The sequence below is a fragment of the Enterococcus sp. BWT-B8 genome (assembly GCF_020567625.1).
In the GTDB taxonomy this organism is placed as follows: domain Bacteria; phylum Bacillota; class Bacilli; order Lactobacillales; family Enterococcaceae; genus Enterococcus_L.
In genome coordinates this window covers 345,215-367,158 of the sequence record NZ_JAJDJV010000001.1, presented here as the reverse complement: position 1 = coordinate 367,158, position 21,944 = coordinate 345,215, and the positions used below count along the sequence as shown (strand labels likewise).

Annotated in this window: 13 protein-coding genes; 7 read left to right on the top strand and 6 right to left on the bottom strand. The window is 37.9% G+C overall.

The genetic code is table 11. The features are described 5' to 3' along the window. Positions 1-165: 165 nt before the first annotated feature. Both LI951_RS01620 and LI951_RS01615 read right to left on the bottom strand, forming a co-directional pair. Complete coding sequence (locus LI951_RS01620) at positions 166-2,091, bottom strand: heavy metal translocating P-type ATPase (protein ID WP_229441058.1); 1,926 nt, start codon at positions 2,089-2,091, stop codon at positions 166-168. A gap of 306 nt (positions 2,092-2,397) precedes the next feature. Then, positions 2,398-3,405 carry a serine hydrolase gene (locus LI951_RS01615; RefSeq protein WP_420705905.1) on the bottom strand — a complete coding sequence of 336 codons (1,008 nt, stop codon included), beginning with the start codon at positions 3,403-3,405 and terminating at the stop codon, positions 2,398-2,400. A 176-nt stretch (positions 3,406-3,581) separates the two neighbouring features. On the opposite strand from LI951_RS01615, the gene LI951_RS01610 reads away from it, so the two are divergent. After that, on the top strand, positions 3,582-5,120 hold the full coding sequence (locus LI951_RS01610) for an ABC transporter permease (protein WP_229441057.1): 1,539 nt from the start codon (positions 3,582-3,584) through the stop codon (positions 5,118-5,120). 13 nt (positions 5,121-5,133) lie between these two features. Further along, the gene (locus tag LI951_RS01605) at positions 5,134-5,823 is read left to right on the top strand and encodes an ABC transporter ATP-binding protein (RefSeq protein ID WP_202067460.1); all 690 of its coding nucleotides are present in this window, start codon (positions 5,134-5,136) and stop codon (positions 5,821-5,823) included. A 43-nt stretch (positions 5,824-5,866) separates the two neighbouring features. On the opposite strand, the gene LI951_RS01600 is transcribed toward LI951_RS01605, so the two are convergent. The 3 genes from LI951_RS01600 to LI951_RS01590 all read right to left on the bottom strand — a co-directional run bounded on the left by LI951_RS01600 (position 5,867) and on the right by LI951_RS01590 (position 9,651). Beyond that, positions 5,867-7,759 carry a fructose-1,6-bisphosphatase gene (locus LI951_RS01600; RefSeq protein WP_229441056.1) on the bottom strand — a complete coding sequence of 631 codons (1,893 nt, stop codon included), beginning with the start codon at positions 7,757-7,759 and terminating at the stop codon, positions 5,867-5,869. Positions 7,760-8,184: 425 nt separating this feature from the next. Then, a complete protein-coding gene (locus tag LI951_RS01595) occupies positions 8,185-9,000 on the bottom strand; it encodes a pyruvate, water dikinase regulatory protein (RefSeq protein ID WP_202067462.1) in 816 nt (271 codons plus the stop codon). Positions 9,001-9,015: 15 nt separating this feature from the next. Then, positions 9,016-9,651 carry a helix-turn-helix transcriptional regulator gene (locus LI951_RS01590; protein WP_202067463.1) on the bottom strand — a complete coding sequence of 212 codons (636 nt, stop codon included), beginning with the start codon at positions 9,649-9,651 and terminating at the stop codon, positions 9,016-9,018. A gap of 174 nt (positions 9,652-9,825) precedes the next feature. Here LI951_RS01590 and ppdK point away from each other — a divergent pair, with 174 nt between their 5' ends. Continuing rightward, positions 9,826-12,453 (top strand): pyruvate, phosphate dikinase, encoded by a 2,628-nt coding sequence (gene ppdK / locus LI951_RS01585; protein ID WP_229441055.1) that lies wholly within the window; start codon positions 9,826-9,828, stop codon positions 12,451-12,453. 689 nt (positions 12,454-13,142) lie between these two features. Here ppdK and LI951_RS01580 read toward each other — a convergent pair. Beyond that, positions 13,143-13,892, bottom strand: coding sequence for a MurR/RpiR family transcriptional regulator (locus tag LI951_RS01580; protein WP_229441054.1), 750 nt, complete (start codon positions 13,890-13,892; stop codon positions 13,143-13,145). A 136-nt stretch (positions 13,893-14,028) separates the two neighbouring features. Between LI951_RS01580 and LI951_RS01575 the strand changes: the two genes are divergently transcribed. The 4 genes from LI951_RS01575 to LI951_RS01560 all read left to right on the top strand — a co-directional run bounded on the left by LI951_RS01575 (position 14,029) and on the right by LI951_RS01560 (position 21,795). Next, the gene (locus LI951_RS01575) at positions 14,029-16,008 is read left to right on the top strand and encodes a fructose PTS transporter subunit IIA (protein WP_229441053.1); all 1,980 of its coding nucleotides are present in this window, start codon (positions 14,029-14,031) and stop codon (positions 16,006-16,008) included. A 380-nt stretch (positions 16,009-16,388) separates the two neighbouring features. Then, positions 16,389-19,016 carry a glycoside hydrolase family 38 C-terminal domain-containing protein gene (locus LI951_RS01570; RefSeq protein ID WP_202067468.1) on the top strand — a complete coding sequence of 876 codons (2,628 nt, stop codon included), beginning with the start codon at positions 16,389-16,391 and terminating at the stop codon, positions 19,014-19,016. After that, positions 19,009-20,682, top strand: coding sequence for a sugar phosphorylase (locus LI951_RS01565; RefSeq protein ID WP_229441052.1), 1,674 nt, complete (start codon positions 19,009-19,011; stop codon positions 20,680-20,682). Before LI951_RS01570 ends, LI951_RS01565 begins: the two co-directional genes overlap by 8 nt. Next, positions 20,683-21,795 carry a glycerate kinase gene (locus tag LI951_RS01560; RefSeq protein ID WP_202067469.1) on the top strand — a complete coding sequence of 371 codons (1,113 nt, stop codon included), beginning with the start codon at positions 20,683-20,685 and terminating at the stop codon, positions 21,793-21,795. Positions 21,796-21,944 lie beyond the last annotated feature (149 nt).

Genomic DNA, 21,944 nt, shown 5'->3' with positions numbered 1-21,944 from the left:
GCAAGCTTTTAATACAGGTTTAAAGCTGTTTTGTTCTTGTCATTGAAGTATACAGGTTAACATTTTCTATCATTGAATATCATTTATAAACGACCTTTTATTATAATTTATAGCTTGGTCAGGGTGCTGGGAGAAACTCTTTTTGTTGCTGTTCCAGCAATTCGATTAACGATTTTCAATCAGCTTTCCAGTCATTTGTTCATGAGAACTTGAATCTTTAGATGTGGGAAACGGAATTGTTTTCAGCAATCTTAAACCGTTCAAAATCACCAGAATGGTACTTCCTTCATGGCCGATAACTCCAAGAGGTAAACTTATTACCTGGAATAAGTTGGATAGGATTAAAAGAAGGATAACTGCTGCTGAAAAAATAATATTTTGTGTAACAATTCGCTTTAATTTCTTGGACAAAAGGTGGCTCATCTGAAGTTTTTCAAGATCATTCTTCATCAAAACCATATCTGCCACATCCATCGCCACATCTGTTCCTTCTCCCATTGCCACGCCTATTGTTGCGTTTGCAAGAGCAGGGGCATCATTAATCCCGTCTCCAACCATCGCATTCACCTTATATTTTTCTTTTTGCTGCTTGATTAAGGCTGTTTTATCTTCAGGCAAACAATCTGCATGGATTTCATCAATAGGAAGGTCTGCTGCCACTGCCTGCGCTGTTTTTAAATGGTCACCGGTAATCATTGTTGTATGGATTCCTTCATTCTTAAAGTACTCTAAGACATTCTTTGCTTCCGGTTTAGGCAGATCCAGCAACCCGAAATAAGCTGCAATTTCTTTTTCTTTAAACAAGTAAATAACTGTTTTTCCTTCGCTGTGAAGTTTTTCAACTTGTTGAATTAATTCGGGTTTTAACGGTTCTTCATCAGAAAAGGATTGCTTTCCAACACGCCAAGTGATGCCCTCAACAACAGTTTCCATCCCAAATCCTACGATGTTATGAACAACCAAGTCTTCAATAATTTTTTCGTTATGATCTTTATAAAAAGACACAATCGCCTGTGCAAGCGGATGGGTAGATTGCTGTTCCATCGCCAGTAATATATCCAAACCATCACGATTTTCTGTCAAAAACAGTGCATCTGTGACCGCTGGGACACCTTTTGTCAGTGTACCGGTTTTATCAAATGCGATTGCTTTCAGATCAGCAATGTTTTCGAGATAAATACCTCCTTTAAACAAAACGCCGTCTTTAGCTCCAGTTGAAATTGCTGCAAGGGTTGCAGGTGTTGCCGAGGCTACGAGCGCACATGGGGAAGCAACGACCAACAGAACCATTCCCCGATAGAAACTCTCATTCCAACTCCAATCTAGAAAAAGGTAAGGAATAAAGATCATTAAGGGAACAATAATCAGTACAATTTTTACATAGATATTTTCTATTTTGTCAATAAAGCTTGCCGTTTGAGATGGCGTATTTTGCGCTTCATCAACGAGTCGAACAATTTTTGCCAAGAGAGTATCGTCACTTTTTTTGCTGACTTCCATGGTAAACACTTCACCCAAATTAATCGTTCCTCCAAACACTTCAGCACCGGCTTGTTTTTCAACAGGAATTGATTCTCCGCTGATTGCTGCTTCATCAATTGAACTGTCCCTTGCTAAAAGGATGCCGTCAATTGGAATGCTGGAGCCTTTTGGGACTAATACATGGTCTTTAAGTTTCAGCTCAGAAACAGGTATTTCAATCGTCTTTCCATCTTCCATGAGTTTCAAGGCAGTTTCCGGCTGCATATTAATCAGATTGGAAATTTCTTTTTTACTTTTGTTTGTTGCGTATTCTTCCAGTGCTCCGCTTAGACAGAAGATAAAAGTGAGCATGGCTCCTTCAAACCAGTTGCCGATAATGCAGGCTCCAACAGCTGCCAGTGCCATTAATAAATCCACATTCAGATGTTTATTTTTCCAGGTGTCTAAAATCCCTTCTTTCGTCTGCTTTGCCCCACCACTGATTATTGCTAAAACAAAACTGATTGGATAGATAGAACTTCCTGATTTTTCTAACAGCAGACCTGTGATCATAAATAGAAAACAAAAAACAGTGGATAATGCTGCTTGTTTTTCTTTTGATAATTTCATCATGATCCCTCCTCATATACAGAGTAGCATAAATTCAATTGCAATTGATAATGAATTCATCTAATTGAGAACGATAGTGGTTATCAATTAGGTTGAACCTTTGTTTTAATGTGTTTTTATTTGTGTTGTTTCTAATTTGTAATGATAATCATTATCAATTGTTAGGATAGGATAAAAAGAACAGCAGAAGGGGAAGGGTAACGGATAAAAAACTTTTTAGTATTTTTTTAGATTTTATAAAAATAATGATTAGCGCACAAAAAAACTCTGAACATGTATTATTGAATGTTCAGAGGTCTCTACTTTTTATGCACCTGCTTGTTGTATCAGCTGTTGAGGCGAAGCGGCAGAAGAAGGGTAGTGTTCAGACTGAAGCTTCCATAGTTGATCTGTCAGTCTTGAAATAGCTTCTGCACCGGTTCCGGAAACTTCTTCTTTTGTAAAAACAGAAAGAATAAATGGATGTGAAGTTTCCAAAATACCAATATCATGAATATAGTTATCGTAAGAACCGATTTTATGTGCGACTTTTCCTTCCGTTAATGAGGTTTCTAAGCGTTCGTGAAAAACAGTCTTTTTCATATAATCATAAATTTTTTGGTATTCAGCATTTTCAGCTTTTTCCTGATAAAGTATCTGAAGGATGGAAGCGGCTTCTTCCGATGTAAACTGGACATCTTCTACATCTGTTTCACGAGAAAAAAAGTATCTGTAAAGCTGACGTTTAGCCTGTTTTTCTCCGCCAAATAAGCTGTACAGCATATTTTTCGCAATATTATCTGAGTAAGTAATATTGTATTCCTGAAGAGTGTTTAAAGAATAGGAGGGTTGAATATTGTTGATTATCTTTCCAGTTCCTTCTTCATAATCTCTTTCTTTGTTATAAACAATTTTATCATTCCAGTGAAGGACACCTTCATTAACTCTATCTGCAACCATCATAGTCAGAGGGACTTTAATGGTACTTGCAGTGTAGAATTCTTTGTCGCCATTAACTGACAATTGTTTTCCAGTTGACAGGTCTATATATGTCACAGCGAAATCTCCGGAAAAATCAACAGAAGCTTTATTGATAATCGTTTGTATTTGATCATAAAAAACGTCCAGCTCTTCAGCATCAACTATTTCAATGGCTGTTTCAGGATTACTTTCCTGTTTTCCTGCAATGGGCTGAGCAGGAGGCTCTATCACTATATCAGGTTCAGAAGTCTGTGTTATTTTCTCTTCTTTTGCATAATCAACTGTATTCGTTGAGAAGAAATAGGTGAATATTAGAAACAAACAGACAAGGAAAACCACTCCATATAGGCTCATTTTCTTTTTAACCAATGTACTGTCCTTTCTATAAATAAATTGAGACAGTTCCATTTAAACATCTTTACCTTTTTTTTGCAAGGTGAAATTTTGTTATGGAATTTTAAGTTCTATTTAAGTTGGCAGGAATAAAGTAATGATAGTTCCGAAAGGATTATCTAGCTAGGAGGATTTTTATGGATTTTATTAGACGGGCATTGTTAAGTATGAAAGCAAAGAAAGGACGGACATTACTGCTGAGCGCTGTGTTCTCAGCGATTTTAATATTTGTTTTGGCAGGGCTGACTATTCGAAGCGCAGCCTTGACAGCAACTGAAAACGCAAAGAAAAGTGTAGGAGCAACCGTAACCTTGAGTACCAACCGAGAGAGCAGTATACAGAGAGCTGAAAGCTCTGACGGAAGCAGCGAAAGATTTGATCCGGGAAGTTTTAGCGTAACACCGGTAAATCTGGAGGATGCAGAAAAGATTGCTGCATTGGATAACGTTAAAAGCTACTCATTTATTTCTTCATCCTCTGCAGGAGCGACGGATGATATCATACCAATTTCCAGCGAAGACGAAACAACAGATTCTGCGTCAACAGAAACAGCTGAAGGCGGCACGAACGGCTTCGGAGGCGGCGGAATGATGGGTGGAGGCGAACAGACCGGTGACGGTGCTGCAATGATGCAAAGCGATTTTCAGGTAACTGGTGTGATGGATCTATCCATGTATTCAGGATTTTCTGAGGGTACTTCCACTATTGTTGAGGGAGAGGCAATAAGTTCTGCTGATGAGGATACAAATAATGTTGTTATTGAGCAGACATTAGCGGATGCCAATGAATTAAGTGTAGGCGACACATTTACTATTACAAGTCCTGATGACGAAGACACTACCTATGAAGTTATTGTAAAGGGAATTTTTGAAACGTCAGAAAGCGGGAGCAGCATGGGGATGATGTTCAATTTTCTGAACCCATCCAATACTTTGTACAGCTCGTATACATTTGCCAATACACTTAAGGGGGATGATTCAGAAGGGACAATTGATTCAGCAAGTTATAGCCTGACTGATCCTGAAAAAATGGAGGCATTTGTCGAAGAAGCAGAAGCACTGATTGATACTGACACTTTTAGTCTGCAAACGAATGATCAAATGTATCAGTCTATGCTGCAGCCATTAAATAATGTGGCAAGCTTTGCAAGAAATATTGTGATTTTGGTTGCTGTTGCAGGTGTAATTATTCTGACACTGATTGTTATGATGACAATTCGTGAAAGAAGATATGAGATTGGTGTTCTGCTTTCAATGGGTGAAGCAAGGGCAAAAGTCATTATGCAATTTTTTACTGAAATATTTGTTTGTATGTTGATTGCATTAGCAGTTGCCTCTGTTAGTGGAAATGTTGTCGGAAATGTTGTTGGTGAACAGCTGATTCAGCAGCAGACAGAATCAAGTCAGACAGCCGCGAATGGTAATGATAATGCTCAAATGGCAGGTGGAGGTCCAGGAGGTCAACAAGGTAATATGGGCGGTGGTCCTGGCAACTTTGGAAGTCTTGGAGCAAGCTCACAGGAAGCAGCTGCACAAATTGAAGATATGGATATTAAGGTTACTGCAGAACAAATTGCAATGCTGGCTGGAATGGGTCTGATGATCAGTTTTGGGTCAATTCTGTTATCTTCAATTGGAATTATTCGGCTGCAGCCGCGTAAAATTTTGACAACATAGGAGGGGTAAATAAATGTTAGAAACTAAAAATGTAGGATACTGGTACAAACAGGAAGAAGAATATTTATATAAAGATGTGGATCTGGAATTTCACAAGGGGAAGATGTACGCTATTTTAGGTGCCAGCGGATCAGGGAAAACAACTTTTCTGTCACTGATTTCAGGATTGGATGTACCAAAAACCGGAACGATTCAATACAATGGAGAATCTTTAAAAAATATTGGTTTGAGAAATTACCGCCGAAATGATGTATCGATTATTTTTCAGGCCTATAATTTACTTCCTTATATGTCAGCATTGGAAAATGTTCTTACTGCTATGGCTATTTCAGGATTGAAAAAGGATGACAGAAGGGGCCGTGCCCTTGAACATTTGGCTGCAGTCGGTATTGATGAAGCACTGGCAAAGAAAAATGTGACTCAATTATCCGGTGGACAGCAACAAAGGGTAGCAATTGTTCGTGCATTATGCTGTGATCATGAGCTGATTGTAGCGGATGAACCGACAGGGAATCTGGATGAAAAAACATCTGAGGACATTGTTAAACTTTTTCAAAAGGTTGCTCATGAAGAGCATAAATGTATCATTATTGTAACGCATGAACAGGATGTAGCAAATGCATGTGATACAGTGTTTGAACTGAAAAATCAGAAGTTTACCAAGAAGCGTAAAAATAAGGAAGCCAACGAAGCTGTCAGTTGAACAGGCGGAACATTGGAATATCAAAAAGGGAGCAGGAATTTAATTATTCCAGCTTCCTTTGTTTTTTTGTCAACACTTTTTGCAGATTTAAAGCATCTTCTTTCAGCGACTGACCAATCGTTGTATCTCTAACTTTAATGCGATTGTTTTTTCGATCAATGATTTGTCTGCTGGAAACAATATCATCGCTGTTGCGAATCGCTGCTTCTTTCTTTGTAAAAGGCTTGTGTGCTGCCAGATGCATGCCATAGGAGTTTGAAATAAGTGTATAGCCGCCAATTCCTGTAATCTTTTGGTAGGATTTAGAAAATCCGCCGTCAATGACCAGCATTTTTCCATTGGCTTTTATCGGTGCTTCACCATTCATCACTTTTACTGGGGTATGTCCATTAATGATGCTACCCAAAGCAGGGTCAGCATCGAATTCCTTCATTAATTTCATGCAAATCTGCTCATCTTCACGCAATTTGTAATAAGGATTTTTTAACTCCGCATGTGTTTCTTTCTCTTTTAGAAAGTATCGTTCAAATGTCTTCATTGCTTTTTTTCCAAAAAGAGAGGAGCCTTCGCCGCACCAGAGATACCAGATAATATCTGTTAGTTCTTCAATTTGACTGTGTCGATTATGGTATGCAGACAGGATACATTGGTTAAAATAGTCTAACAGCTTTTTTCCTGAATAGGTGTACTTTTTAAACTGAATTGGTTGAAACGTTCCATCTTCATTTAGCGGAATACATCCGTGAATCAGCAAATTATGATTATAATTTAAATACAGAGAGCCTTTTTCAACGAGAAATGACATGTGTTTTTCCAATAGTTTTGATTCTTTAAACTGTTGGGAGAGATCTTCCATAAGCTGATCCTCTTCATTGCTCAACTGATAAGGAAAGTCCATGTTGACTGTTTGAAAACAAGAGTTGACCGTAGAGTAGTTTTTTTGGTTCAATTTGAGGATATTTCCCTCAAGCTTGTCCAGCAAAAGGCGCCCCTCCATTTTAAAGTCAGGTCGGCGTATAATAATTTGTCCCTCAAGTTTCTGTTGAATAATGGTCATAGCCTGCTGAATCAGCATACTGTCGATTTTTTCTTCAGTGCTAAGCTGTCTGTAAGGATTGTTCTTTGGCTGGAAATGCAAATTATCTGTATAATGTTTTCTACTGAAATTGCGTAGTGACTCAAGATTTATTCCATACGAATCTTCAACCAGATCTAAATTGCCGTATCTTGCAGAGATTCTCAGAACGTTGGCAAGACAGGCTTTTGAACCACAAAAAGCACCTAGCCAAATAATATCATGATTACCGAACTGGATATCCACAGAATGATAATTGATCAGCTTTTCCATTATTTTGTCAGGGTAGGGTCCCCGGTCGTAAATATCACCTATTACATGAAGATGGTCCACAACCAATCGCTGGATCAGTTCACAAAGGGCAGCGACAAAAAATTCAGCTTCCTGAAGATCAATAATTTTCTCAATAATCTGTTTAAAATAGTCTTCCTTGTCAGCCTCTTCGTCGTAGGGATAGATGAGCTCTTCTAAAATATAGGCATAATTTTCCGGAAGAGCTTTGCGGACTTTCGAGCGGGTATATTTGCAGGAGCAAAAGCGCACGATGGTTAACAGCTGTTCAATTTTCTGTTGCCAGAAATCGGATGTCAGAATTTGTTCCTCTTTTAGCAAAGCAAGTTTCTCCTGAGGGTAGTAAATCAGAAAGCAGAGGGAATTGATTTCTTTATCTGTCAGTTTTTTTCCGAAAATAATCCTTACCTTCTCTTTGATACTGCCTGAACCATTTCGCAGAATGTGATCAAATGCTTCAAATTCTCCATGAAGATCGCTGACAAAATGTTCTGTCCCTTTTGGAAGATTTAAAATAGCTTCCAGATTAATAATTTCTGCTATTAATTCATTTCGTGTCAGTCTGGTCAACTGGATACGCCTTCTTTCCTGGAAATATTTAGAGATTTGTTTGTAAAAATTTTCTGTTTATTGGGAAAATAAGAGGTTGTGACTGTGACATAAGTATGTCTGACTCCGCTAAAGCCGAATAAACGGTGTTCCAAAGCCCCTCCATGCTTCGAGGATCGGAACGAAGTGAGAACCGTAGACTCAGAAAAACGGATACAGCGTAATGTTTTGTCTCGAGAATCGTTAGACTCGTAGAGACAGCAGTTCTGGAAATAAGGCGAACTATACTGAAAATATGAGTAGCTATTTTCGTATATTCCGACTTATTGACATAAATCACTACGATTGACTCGTCAGAGTAGATGATGCATGTTACCTACCTGGTTCTTGAGGCAGAACACTTCTGTCACAACTTCAGGCCCTCTTTCTGTGTCTATTTTATCTTCTTATATCTGGGTTTCTGTCATATTTTCAATTAATGAACAGGTTTCTTCAATTGATTTTTTATCAACATTAATGATGATTGTGTTGTATTTTTCAAAGACTTGATTCGCATAGTTTAATTCTTCCTTGATACGATCAAAGTTTGTATAGGCGGAGTCTCCTTTAAGTCCGAGAGAGTCCAGACGTGATTTTCTGATATCTCTCAGGCTTTCCATAGAAGTTGTCAAACCGATTATTTTCTTCGGATCAATCTGGTCCAGTTCTTTTGGCAAGGCTACTTCCGGAATAAGAGGCAGATTTGCTACTTTGTGATTTCGATTTGCCATATACATGCTTAATGGTGTTTTCGAGGTTCTGGAAACGCCAAGCAAGACATAATCGGCTTCCAGAAAGCCTTTAGAATCTTTTCCGTCATCATAGCGGACTGCAAATTCAATTGCAGCTACGCGGTTGAAATATTGTTCATTTAATTTGTGCAGTGCCCCAGGTTCCTGTAAAGGTGCGATGCCAAATGTTCCTTCAATGATTTCACTGAGCGGGCTCATGTAATCAATAAACTGAAGTCCTGTCCTTCTGGCAAAATTATTTACGAGAGCCACAAGTTTCTTATTTACCAAGGTCGTAACAACAATTGCTTTATCATGTAATGCATCTTTTAAAATCGGCTGCAGCAAATCCTCTTCAGTAATAAAAGGGAAACGTTGAATATCTCTCATATCGATATCTGGATATTGCGCTGAAACAGCTGAAATAATTTTTTGAGCAGTTTCCCCTACAGAATCAGAGATTAAATAGATTTTTACACTGTTTTTTTCCATAATAGTTAAACACTCCTAATAATTTTCATTTTCAATATCTTTACCTGCCAGGATAAAATATTCCATTAGTTTGGTTTTTGTTAATTTGCCGACTACTTTTCCCGGTTCTGCTTTATCAACTACCGGCAGTGTGTCCACACTGTGCTGAAGCAGAAGGTCGCCGGCTTCCAAAATAGTGTGTTCTCCGGTTATTGTAGTGATATTCGGCATTCGGGTCATTATTACCGCAACAGGTGTTTTTTCAGTATGAGGGTTGCTGATCGCCGCACGCAGTAAATCTTTTCGAGACAGCAGACCGATTAATTTTTCCTGATCATCTTTTACATAGAGCGAACCGACATCATACATAAAAAGATTGGTTACTGCATCGTAAATGGTTGTTGATTGGGGAATCAGTAGAGGAGGAATCATGATATCCTTTACTTTTTTTCTATAGAGTTTTTCGTATAGAAGCGGTTCTACTGTCTGTCCTGTGTAAAAATAACCTACTTTTGGTCTTGCATCGAGTAGACCAGTCATTGTTAAAATAGCTAAATCGCTGCGCAGAGTAGCTCTGCTTAAGCCTAATGTTTTTGCGATTGCTTCTCCGCTGATCGGCTCATTATTCTTTACGATTTTAATCATTTCCAGCTGTCTGGAAGTTAATTGCATAGTTGATAACCTACCCTCTTAAATGTGACATACTATATATTATATATAGGGGCATAAATAAAATCAAGTCAAATCTTCACTCGTCATAAAAACTGTTGACAGGAAATGTGACACACTATATAATTCGATTTATATCGAATGTGGCACACTATTTGGAACAGAGGAGGATATTCAATGGTTTTTGTTTACGATTTTTCAGAAGGGTCAAAAGATCAGGCTGGACTGCTGGGTGGAAAAGGGGCAAATCTGGCTGAAATGACAAGCTTGGGTTTACCTGTACCAAATGGCTTTACGATAACGACTGAAGCTTGTATTGATTACCTAAAGAATGAGCAGCACTTGCTGAATGAACTGAAAATGGAGATAGAACAGCACATTCTTTCTTTAGAAAAGAAGACAGGAAAAAAACTTGGAGATGTTGATCAGCCGCTGCTTGTTTCTGTTCGAAGCGGATCAAAATTTTCCATGCCCGGTATGATGGATACAATATTGAATTTGGGATTAAATGACGAGACAGTGGATGGATTGGCTGAAAAAACAGGAAACGGCCGCTTCGCTTATGACTGTTATCGACGTTTGCTGCAAATGTTTGGAGATGTTGTCTGGGGAATCAACAAGAATCGTTTTGAGGATCAGCTGAGTTTTTACAAAAATAAAAAAGGCTACAAAGAAGATACAGAAATGAAGGAAGAAGACTGGCGGTATTTAGTTTCTGCATACAAAGGCATCTATCAGGAAACTGTTCATAAACCGTTTCCACAGGAGCCAAAGGAGCAGCTGTTTCAATCTGTAGAAGCTGTTTTTCGCTCTTGGAATAACAAGAGAGCCAAGACATATCGGCGTTTGCATGATCTTCCTGACCATTTGGGAACAGCAGTCAATATTCAGGAAATGGTTTTTGGAAATGCGGGTTTTGAAAGCGGTACAGGTGTTGCATTTACGAGGAATCCAGCAACTGGCGAGAAGGGGATCTTTGGTGAATTCCTGCTTAATGCACAGGGTGAAGATGTGGTGGCTGGGATCAGAACACCGCAGCCGATAGCCGCATTAAAAGAATCAATGCCTTCCGTGTATGAAGAATTTAAGCAAATAGGTTCAAATCTGGAGAAGCATTATAAAGACATGCAGGATATTGAATTTACTATTGAAAACCAGAAGTTGTACATTTTACAAACCAGAAATGGGAAACGGACTGCAAAGGCCGCTTTTCGAGTATGTATTGATTTAGTTGAAGAAGGGGTTCTTTCAAAAAAAGAAGGGCTTGAACGAATTACACCTTCCATGATTACACAGCTTCTTCATCCAGTCTTTGAACCAGCAGCACTTGAAAAAGCAATCCCAATTGCCAAAGGGCTGCCGGCAAGTCCCGGTGCTGCCAGCGGAAATATCTATTTTACTGCTGAAACAGCGAAAGCAGCGAGTGAAAGAGGAGAAAAAGTAATCCTTGTTCGTCAGGAAACCTCTCCAGAGGACATTGAAGGAATGGTGGTCAGTGAAGGTATCGTTACTTCAAGGGGAGGAATGACCTCTCATGCCGCAGTCGTGGCACGGGGTATGGGTGTTTGCTGCGTAGCAGGCTGTGAAGCGCTTCAAGTAGATGAGTTTTTGGAACAGATCAGCTGTAACGGGCTGACTATGAAAGCTGGGGATGTTCTTTCTGTTGATGGGACAACAGGAACCTTATACCAGGGGAATATCCCAAAGAAACAAGGGGATGAACAGCTTCTGCTGGATAAAATTCTTGAATGGGCAAAAGAGAACAGTCATCTTCTTGTCTTTGCGAATGCGGAAACACCGGAAGACATTCAAGCTGCATTAAAGCTAGGTGCAGACGGTATAGGTCTGGCAAGAACAGAGCATATGTTTTTTGGAGAAGAACGAATCAGCGAAATGAGAAAAATGATTCTGGCAGAAGACAGGAAAGGTCTGCAGGAGCCTTTGGAAAAGCTGAAAGAGTATCAGAAAAAAGATTTCAAAGAAATTTTCTGCTTAATGGAAGGCCGTTCTTGTACTATTCGCTTGCTGGACCCTCCGCTGCATGAATTTTTACCAAAAACAGGAAAAGAAATAGAAGAGCTTGCAAAAGCAACGGGTCGGATGCCGGCACAAATCCGAAGAAAAATGGATAGTTTGGAAGAACAGAATCCGATGCTGGGGCATAGAGGCTGTCGTTTGGCGGTGACTACGCCGGAGATTTATCAAATGCAGGTTGCTGCTATCATTGAAACAGCTTTGGAATGTAATCAGAATGAAGCATTTACTACTATTCCAGAGATTATGATCCCTTTAATCAGTACAGCTGAAGAAATGGAAATGCTGAGGAAACTATTGGAAGAAACTATAGAGGATATTTTCAAACAGACCGGACAGAGCCTTCAATATAAGATCGGTACAATGATTGAAACACCTAGAGCCTGTTTAGTTGCAGATAAGCTTGCTCAAACTTCGGACTTTTTCAGTTTCGGAACCAACGATCTGACGCAGCTGACTTATGGCTTCTCCAGAGATGATTCAGCGAAGTTTTTAGGTGAATATGCAGATAAAGGACTTTTAAAAGATGATCCGTTTCAGCATTTGGATGAAAATGGGGTAGGAGAGCTGATAAAAATTGCGGTATCGAATGTATGCTCTATTTCAGATAGTGCTAAAATCGGAGTTTGTGGAGAGGTAGGTGGAGATCCCAAATCTATTCGTTTTTTGAGAAAGCTACCGATTACTTATGTATCCTGCTCACCCTACAGGATTCCGGCAGCAATTTTGACAATTGCACAGGAAGAAGCGCAGGAAACAATAAATTCTTGAGATCGTTATAAATTGTTTAAAAAAGGCTTCAGCTGTACAAAAGAGTAAAGCATACTATTATTCCCGCTTTTTAATCGGATAAAAGATAAAACAACAATGAACCAACTATTTATAACTGAGAGGTCTGGGACAGAAATAGTTCCCAGACCTATAATATTAGAAAAAAATCGGATAAATGGTGTTCCAGTCTTTATTATGTCTCTGTGGTCAGCTATCTCTTTATATAGAATAAATTCTGACAAATTTATCCCCGTCAGAGCCTTCGCATACTAACAACCTCTTAATGATGAACATATATTTACCTACTTTATTTCAATCAGAATTCTGCATACCATTCTGATAACTGACTTTCTACTACGGATGAATCTTGTATCTACGAGTCTTACCTTGTTTGATTCTCGATGAAAACGCATTAATTTGGAAAAGCGTAGGACATTAGACATGCGGTGAGCACGAATCTATCCTATAATGAAAGGGCAGGAGTGCGGATATGATCCTGGATTAAAAATGAACTTAGAAAGAATATCCGCATGTTTACAAAGAATGTATGAAAGCTATTCAGCTATTTTTGAAATATGATTGCTCCTCTGCAGCCGCTCTTTGAGAATTGGAGTATCTGTCTGTTGGTGCATTACGTAAATGGTTCAGAAAAGCATCCGCAGCTCCGGAATCAAACTGCAAGAATCAGCTTATCTAACGTAACGTTTTAAATATATTTCTAAAATCAAATCAATATTTACCATCAAAAAAGCACGTGAAGTTATATCATAATTGTGATAAACATTTGTCGGAATTCCAGTGGTAATGCTATGCATAGTAATATTATTTAAAGAATTAGCTCTGGAATTGGTAATAGAAAGAATTTTTCCGTTAGTTTGTTTAACCTTTTGAGCAGAGGTTAGCAAACTATTTGTTTCTCCGCTCATACTAATAAAGATTGCTAAATCATTTGATTTAATCAACTGGGGTAATAGATCCAGCATGTGGGATTCATAGATATACATTGAGGCTTTATTAATTTGATAGAGACGTTTACTTGTATATTCTGCTATGGGTTTGGTTAGCCCGACACCAACAATAAATAAATTTGCAGCAATATGAATTTGCTCAGCAAAAATTTCCAAGGAGTTCAAGGTTAGGGCACTTAGAGAATCTTGGAAGAAGCTCTGATATTGTGATAAGAGATCTTTTTCATTAATATAGGTTGTTTCTTTTATTAATCTTGCCAATTCATATTTGAATTGAGAATAACCTTTGAAGCCAAGTCGTTGTGCCAACCGAATAATTGTAGAGTTTGAGGTTGCTAGTACGTTTGCCAAGTCTGTTAGATTCAGTGTATTAACCAATTCTGGAGAATTGTCCAAATCATAAAACACATTTTTTTCTGATTCACTCATTTCATTAATGATGTTTCCATAATTTTCAATAAGAATACCCATAGTCATCGCCTTTATGTTAGTTTTACTTATTATATCAGTTGCTGGATAAATATCCAAGAATTGACTGAAACGGGTTACAAGAATTTGTTATATTGTAGCTGTAAACAAATTAATTTTTTGAAAAGGAGAAATAAAAATGGATATCATTAAAATGACAGAGTTAGACTTGATCCAAACAAAAGTCGATTTGACTTCCAGAGGTTCCATCTTGGAATACATGAGCAAGATGTTGTATCATGCCGGATATTTAAATGATCAAAAAGCATTTTTACAGGCTGTGTTAGAACGTGAGAATCATTCAAATACTGGTCTTGAAAATGGGTTAGCAATTCCTCATAGTAAAAGTTCAGCAGTAAAAAAAGCTGGATTTGCTGTAATAACTCTAAAAGAGCCTTTGAAAAATGAAGACTGGCCGTCAATCAGTCAATCTAATCAAGTTGAAGCTGTATTCTTATTAGCCATTCCGGAAGCAGAAGCTGGCAGCACTCATTTAAAATTATTATCAGAATTAAGCATTCGTTTAATGGATCAAAAATTTTTGGATAAAGTAAAAGCTGTGCATACTAGAGATGAATTATTTAAAGTTTTAGAATCCGGTATTGTGGAGGAACAAGTAAAGGATGAGAATAGGCAAATTAAATCATCTGATAAATATATCGTTGGAGTGACTGCTTGTGCAACTGGTATTGCCCATACCTATATGGCAGCTGAGGCATTAGAAAAGGCTGCCAAGGAATTGGGTGTAAAAATTAAAGTTGAGAAACAAGGAGCTAACGGTTTAGAAGATAAAATCACTGCAGTTGATGTTGCAAATGCGGATGGAGTAATTTTTGCTGTAGATACAAAAGTAAAAGATAAAGGACGATTTAATGGAAAGCCCTTTGTTGAAGTTAAAGTCGCAGAACCATTGAAGAATGGAAAAGCTGTCATTGAAAAAGTTTTGGCACAGCCTCAGGGTGTGGTGAATGAATCAGATGATAATTCCCAGACAGGATCAGCTAAAAAAGGGTTGAAATCTGAATTGATGGCCTCTGTCATGACAGGCATTTCTTATATGATTCCTTTATTGGTCGCTGCCGGATTAATGTTAGGTATTGCTAAACTAGTATGGATTTTAGTGCTTGGTATGGACCCTGGAGTCATCGGAGCTGCTGAGTACAATTCAGCTGGGGGCGTTGTTCAGTTTCTACATTATTTAGATAGCTTTGGTAATATGTTATTCAAATTTATCTACCCAGTTTTTGCAATGTTTGCCGCGTACTCGATTTCTGATCGTGTTGGTTTAGTATCAGGTTTTGCTGGGGGGTTATTTGCAGCGGGTCTTCACTATACTTTTTGGGGTATTGAGGGTGGTATTCCCAGCGGGTTCTTAGGAGCGTTGGTTTTAGGTATTGCAGCTGGATATATTTCCCGCTTCTTAAATGAAAAAATCAAGTTAAGTAAGAACTTAAATGCTATGAAGCCAATGTTCTTGGTTCCGGGAATTTCTGTATTAGCAATTTTTATACTGAATTTATTTATTGTTGATCCGGTATTTGGCGGGCTTAATAAAATGATAGCTGATGCTATTACTAGTATGAGCGGTTCCGGGAAGCTTGGGTTATCAGCAGTTATTGCGGCAGCAACTGCCTTCGACCTGGGTGGACCAGTTAATAAAGCAGCTGGCGCTATAGCAATTGGTTTATCTGCAGATAAGATTTTCCCGCTAACACCACGTGTTTTGGCAATTGTGATTCCACCATTAGGACTTGGCTTATCAACCATGATCGATAAGTATGTAGTTGGACGTCGTGTTTATCCAGATGATCTTCGTGTTGTTGGGGGAACATCATTCTTATTAGGATTCTTGGCAATCTCTGAAGGAGCTATTCCATTTATGTTACGAAATCCACTAATTACTATTCCTATCAATATCATTGGTGCAATTTTAGGCTCTTGTACAGCTGTTGCGATGGGAGCAGTTCAATGGCTGCCGTTGCCAGCAATTTGGGGGTGGCCGTTGGTTGAAAATCTACCAGCATACTTGGTTGGTTTAGTTGTTGGAACATTGTTTATTGCTTTTGCAAATATCTTTGTCCGCAATTACTTGATTAAAAGAAAAGAAGCAAAAAAATAATTTTTTAAATTGTAGGTATGGAGGTCGGGACAAAAGTGATCAGCTCCGAGAATTAAGAAAGAATATCCGAAAATTGTCAAGGAACACTATTCATAAAATGAATAGCTGAGAATTGATACATTCCGCTGTACTTCGATCACATCAACTTCTATGTATAAAACCTACTAGAGTTGGCTGGCTTCACCAGGTTTGCTTCAACAGAGTAGATGGAGTCCTGTTACCTACTTGGTGAAGGATCTGGAGCTCCGATCATTCGGCTTAATTCCGAAGGGGCTCCTTTTGTCCCGTTGTTTATTCGGGGATAGATACGAAGAGAGTTTGGAACTTTATTTCTGTCCCACTCCCATGCCTGTTTTATAAATCAGATAAGGTGAGTTGTTATGAAAAAGAAAGTTTATGTTGTCCCTCATAGCCATTGGGATAGAGAATGGTATTTTTCTATTGAAGATTCGAATACTTTACTGTGTGAGAATCTTGATTTTTTAATGGAATACCTAGAAAATAATCCAGAATTCCCAACTTATAGCTTTGATGGACAATATTCATTAGCAGAAGAATTTAATAAATATGTTCCTGAGAAGAATGATAAATTGAAAGAATTAATCAGCAATAATCGCATTCACATAGGACCGTGGTATACACAGTGTGATACTCTATTGATTCAGACCGAATCGATAATCAGAAATCTTCTGTTAGGACAACGTGGAGCTGAAAGTTATGGAAAATCTATGTCAGTAGGTTATCTGCCGGATATTTTTGGGCAGAACGCCTATCTGCCAGCAATTTTTAACGGTTTTGAACTAAAATCGAGTATCTTACAACGAGGAGTATATAATGATCAATTAGCAGAAGATCTTACTTTTGATTGGGTTGCACCAAATGGTGACAGTATTTTGACGAATAATCTCTTTTATGGATATGGGCCAGGAAAGTTTTTATCAACTGATGAAAGCTATGTGCAAGAAACCTTATTGCCGATTCTAGATAGATTGTCTGAAAAAACGAATCCAGAAAATCCCCTTTTATTACCAGCTGGCGGTGATCAAGTTTTAGTGCGAACTCATTTTCCAGAAGTAGTAGCTGATTTGAATAAAATGGACTTGCCATATGAATTTATCTTATCGGATTATGAAAGTTTTATGTCAGCTGTTAAGAATGCTAGTAATAATAAAGTAGAAGGGGAACTTATTGCAAGCCAGAAATCAAGAATTCACAGCACGATTCGTTCTCAGCGAGTGGATATCAAACTATTGAATAGTCGTGTAGAAGAAAAGATCTATCAACAGTTGGAGCCTCTGGGAGTTCTCCACCAAACACTAGGCGGGAGATATCCTCAAGCTTGGATTAATACTGCGCTAAAGCTACTGTTTGATGCACATGCACATGATTCTATCGGAGGCTGTAACTCTGATGAGACTAATAGAAATATTATTAATCGATTACTAAAGGCCGAACGTATTGCGGATGATTATATTACTATTTTGAAAAAACAGATAGCGAGAGCAATAAATCCAGAGGAAAACGGACTGGTCGTATTCAATTTACTGCCCAAAGAGGTAACAAAAACCATTAATGTTGTGGTCTTTACACGTTTTCAAAATGTTGTTTTAAAAAAGATTACAGGTGATCAATTACCCCAAACTATTATAAATCAAACATACCTTTCCGGTGGAAAACAAATCAAAGTGACTGCTGAGGGAGAGCAAGAAATTGAGTTGCCGGGATATTATCGTAGTGAGCTGGCGATTGAAGTTGAATTCAGCGGTTTTGGTTATCAGCAATTTTTTGTAACTGAAAGTTTGGCAGTAGACCTTCTAAGTGTTTCTGAAACAGAAGAAATTGAAAATAAATTTTATAAGATTCATTTGATAGATGGCAAAATTCAATTACAGCGAAAAAGTGATGGGCAAATAAAATCAAATTGGATCAAGTTTGAGAACACAATTGATGGAGGCGATTCTTATGATTATTCACCTGTGATGAATGCTTTGCCAATGTATAATGATTCTTTTTGTTTATTGGGGATTGAAACCTCTACGGAGTTGTCACGAATGACGTTAACTACTTCGATAAAAGTTGCTGCTTCACTTGAATATTTTCAGGAGCTGACGGACGACCTTGTAATTGAGACAACGATTGATTTACAGCGGAATTCTGATACGATTCTGATTAAACATCATATTTTAAATGAGGTTAAAGATCATAGAGTACGAGTTTTATTTGAAGGTGAAAATGCAGATGGTTTTAGTTATGGAGATCAAGGGTTTTCATTACAAAAGCGGTCCATTGTCAATCCACATTTGAAAACATGGAGAGAAGAAGGCTTTGCTGAAGCTCCACAGCCTATATTTCCTCTGGAACGATTGGCTGCTGTAAATGAAAAAGATGGAAATGTTATGCTGCTGACTAAAGGATTGAAAGAGTACGAAGCAACCAAATCATTTTTTGCATTAACATTGTACCGTTCAGTAGGGCTTTTAGGAAGAGATGATCTATCTTGGAGACCAGGTAGAGCTTCTGGTATTAATAATAAAATAGTGGAGACTCCAGAAGCACAAATGTTGGGAGAACTTAATTTTGCATACGGGTATCGTTGGAAAGAAGCTAAACTAGATGTGTTGGATGTTTACCGTGCATTTGAACTTTTTACGGATAGTCAATTGAGTTACCAAATACAAGATTTAAATAGTTTTGAAGAACGAATAGATCGCTTTGAATTGCCGCAACCAAGTGGTTTTTGCAACTTACCTGCAACGAAAAACTTACTGACAGTCCAAAAAGATGTTTTTGTATCAGCGTTCAAAAGAGCTGAAGATTCTCAAAAGGTCATTCTGCGTGTATTTAATCCACAAGAGAAGTTAGTAAAAATCGATGAATCTTTAGAAAATGTTCAGTTGGTAACGTTGGCAGAAAAAGTAGTGAATAGGACATTCAAAGAATTAAGAGCAAAAGATTTTGCCTCAGTTATTGTAGATCCGTTAATTAAGGAGAGAAATAAGGATGATTGATATGAATAAAATTCAAAGCTATTTATCAAAGCTTTATTCTGGTAATAAACTGGCAATTGCCGAAGAAGAATTCCGGAAAATGTTAGAAGGATTTTCGACTAGCAGCTTTGTTGAACGAGAGCCGCTATCTGAACGTAGTGTATATTTAATCACATATGGAGACTCATTTTTATCGGAAAATCAAAAACCATTACAGGTCTTGAAAGAGGTCATTGATAGAACGTTGTCTGATACTATTACAGATGTACACCTGCTCCCTATGTTTCCTTTTACTTCCGATGATGGGTTTTCAGTAGTGGATTATGATCAAATTAATCCTGATTTAGGCGATTGGACGGATATAGAGGAATTAGCAAAAAATAAGCGATTGATGTTTGATTTTGTAGCGAATCACATGTCAAAGGATAGTCTGTGGTTTAAAAATTATCTTAACCGTAAGCCAGGTTTTGATGAAGCTTTTGTAGCCTGCCAATCAGATTTCGATACCACAAAAGTGGTGCGTCCTAGAACATCACCTCTGTTTCATGAATATAAGAATACTCAAGGTGAGCTGGTTTCTGCATGGACAACTTTTAGTGAAGATCAAGTCGATGTTAATGTAAAAGATCCAATCATGTTGGTGCGTCTGACCAAAGTTCTGCTGAATTATGCTCAAAACGGTGCAGCTTCAATTCGCCTGGATGCAATAGGTTTTTTGTGGAAAGAAAGTGGAACGGTTTGTATGCATTTACCACAGACACATACGATTGTCCAATTATGGAATTACTTACTATCAAAATTAACACCAAATACTCAAATCATTACGGAAACGAATGTACCCCATAAGGATAATATTAGTTATTTTGGAGACACTGAGAATGAAGCGAATCAAGTGTATCAATTCCCTTTACCGCCACTAGTTCTTCATAGCTTTATAAATAGAAATTCTATCAAATTATCAGAATGGGCTAAAACTATTGATAAAGTATCCGAAACTGCGACATATTTTAATTTTCTTGCTTCGCATGATGGTATAGGGCTGCGTCCAACTGAAGGAATTCTGAGCGATGAAGAAAGACAAAAATTAGTGAATCGAGTGTTGCAAAACAAGGGAAAAGTATCTTATAAAAGCAATGCTGATGGTACCCAGTCTGTTTACGAGATGAATATTAATTATAGTTCTGCTTTGTCTGATGAAACGGAACCTGAAATGACACCTCAAAAAATGATTGCCGCACATCATATTTTACTTTCCGTTGTGGGTGTACCTGCTATTTATTCCCATTCAATATTTGGTTCAAAGAATGATCTGGAAGGATTGGAAAAATCGGGTATTAACCGACGAATTAATCGTGAAAAGTTACAAAAAAATGTTTTATTCGCAGAATTGAAAGAAGATGCTTATCGTAAAGCTATTTATGAGGGGATTACAAAGCTCATTAGAATCAGAGCTGATGAAGAAGCATTTAATCCGTATAATCCTCAAGAAGTTTTGGATATAAGTAAACAGGTTTTTTGTCTAAAACGAATTGGTAAAACTTCTGACATCACTTGTTTAACAAATTTAAGTAACCATGAAGTCATGGTCGAAGGTGTTAAGGGGAAAAATCTGATTACAGCTACTGAGGTAAACGGAGGCTTTTTATTGCCACCATATGGCTGTGCTTGGTTAAAGGAAGAGAAGTAAATGAAAATTGTTGCTGCAATTGATTCTTTTAAAGGGAGTGCAAGTTCAAAAGAACTAAATACTGCATTTTTTAAAAATATCACGAATACTACTATTGAAAAGGTCAATTTTCCTATCGCAGATGGCGGAGAGGGGACTATGGAGGCTATACATAGTTCTCTCGGAGGAATCTACCATCAAGCGAAAGTTCAGGACCCTTTAGGTAAACTTAGAAAAATCAATTTCTTGGTTGTAGATATAGACGGTGTTCCTACGGCAGTGGTAGAATCTGCAGAAGTTATTGGAATTCATCTTGTCTCACAAAATAATGAAACTCTTCGACAAAGCTCTACGTATGGGCTAGGAAAGCTGCTGTCTATTTTGATTGATAAAGGAATTAAACATATTTATGTGACTTTGGGTGGAAGTGGTACTTCTGATGGGGGTTTAGGCTTATTGGCAGGCCTAGGTGCTGAGATGAACTTCGAATGGGGAAGCAATCCTTTGATTACGGCGAAAGAGGTTAATTTAACTCCTGCGCTCTCAAAAGTAAAAAATATTAAAATTTCTACGTTAGTTGATGTAGACAATCCTTATTGTGGTGAGCGAGGCTTTTCAAGAGTTTTTGGACCTCAAAAAGGCGGCGATATGAATACTCTAGATGAGTTTGATAAAAAAGCTCATGACCTTTCAGTTTTATTTAAGCAAAAATCGAGTATCGATTTGAGCATTTTATCGGGTGCGGGTGCAGCAGGCGGATTGGGAGGTGCGTTGGCACTTTTAGGAGCTGAGCTTGTTCCAGGCTTTGCAACGATCAGCCAATTAATTGGTTTTGAAAAGACTATTTTGGATGCTGATTTGGTTATTACTGGTGAAGGTAAAATTGATGGTCAAACTGGAGGAGGGAAAGTTCCGCTGGGAGTTGCACAAGCTGCTAAAAAAATCGGACTTCCTGTGATTGCTATCTGCGGCAGTCGTACACCTGAAATTGGTGCTTTAGAAGAGTTGACTTTAGGTATATTTAGTATTCAACAAGGACCTATAAGTTTAGAGGAAGCTATCAATAAAAAGCGAACTTTAAATAATGTATCGATCTTAGGGAGATCGTTACTTGAGATTTGGTGTAGATATTAATTAGCATAATATTGAAATAATAATATATAGAACTTATACGCTTTCTTACTAATGCTTCGACAATCCATTGATTTTGTTAAAATTCACTTAATAGCTTCAATTGGCTATGCTCAGACTTTTATCTTAGCTCCAGCAGTTATTCAATTGGT

Coding starts and splice junctions, on each gene's coding strand:
- LI951_RS01590 (WP_202067463.1), bottom strand. CDS start 9,651: ATGCAATTAACTTCCAGACAGCTGGAAATGATTAAAATCGTAAAGAAT.
- LI951_RS01560 (WP_202067469.1), top strand. CDS start 20,683: ATGAAAATTGTTGCTGCAATTGATTCTTTTAAAGGGAGTGCAAGTTCA.
- LI951_RS01610 (WP_229441057.1), top strand. CDS start 3,582: ATGGATTTTATTAGACGGGCATTGTTAAGTATGAAAGCAAAGAAAGGA.
- LI951_RS01605 (WP_202067460.1), top strand. CDS start 5,134: ATGTTAGAAACTAAAAATGTAGGATACTGGTACAAACAGGAAGAAGAA.
- LI951_RS01575 (WP_229441053.1), top strand. CDS start 14,029: ATGGATATCATTAAAATGACAGAGTTAGACTTGATCCAAACAAAAGTC.
- ppdK (WP_229441055.1), top strand. CDS start 9,826: ATGGTTTTTGTTTACGATTTTTCAGAAGGGTCAAAAGATCAGGCTGGA.
- LI951_RS01580 (WP_229441054.1), bottom strand. CDS start 13,892: ATGGGTATTCTTATTGAAAATTATGGAAACATCATTAATGAAATGAGT.
- LI951_RS01615 (WP_420705905.1), bottom strand. CDS start 3,405: ATGAGCCTATATGGAGTGGTTTTCCTTGTCTGTTTGTTTCTAATATTC.
- LI951_RS01595 (WP_202067462.1), bottom strand. CDS start 9,000: ATGGAAAAAAACAGTGTAAAAATCTATTTAATCTCTGATTCTGTAGGG.
- LI951_RS01620 (WP_229441058.1), bottom strand. CDS start 2,091: ATGAAATTATCAAAAGAAAAACAAGCAGCATTATCCACTGTTTTTTGT.
- LI951_RS01565 (WP_229441052.1), top strand. CDS start 19,009: ATGATTGATATGAATAAAATTCAAAGCTATTTATCAAAGCTTTATTCT.
- LI951_RS01570 (WP_202067468.1), top strand. CDS start 16,389: ATGAAAAAGAAAGTTTATGTTGTCCCTCATAGCCATTGGGATAGAGAA.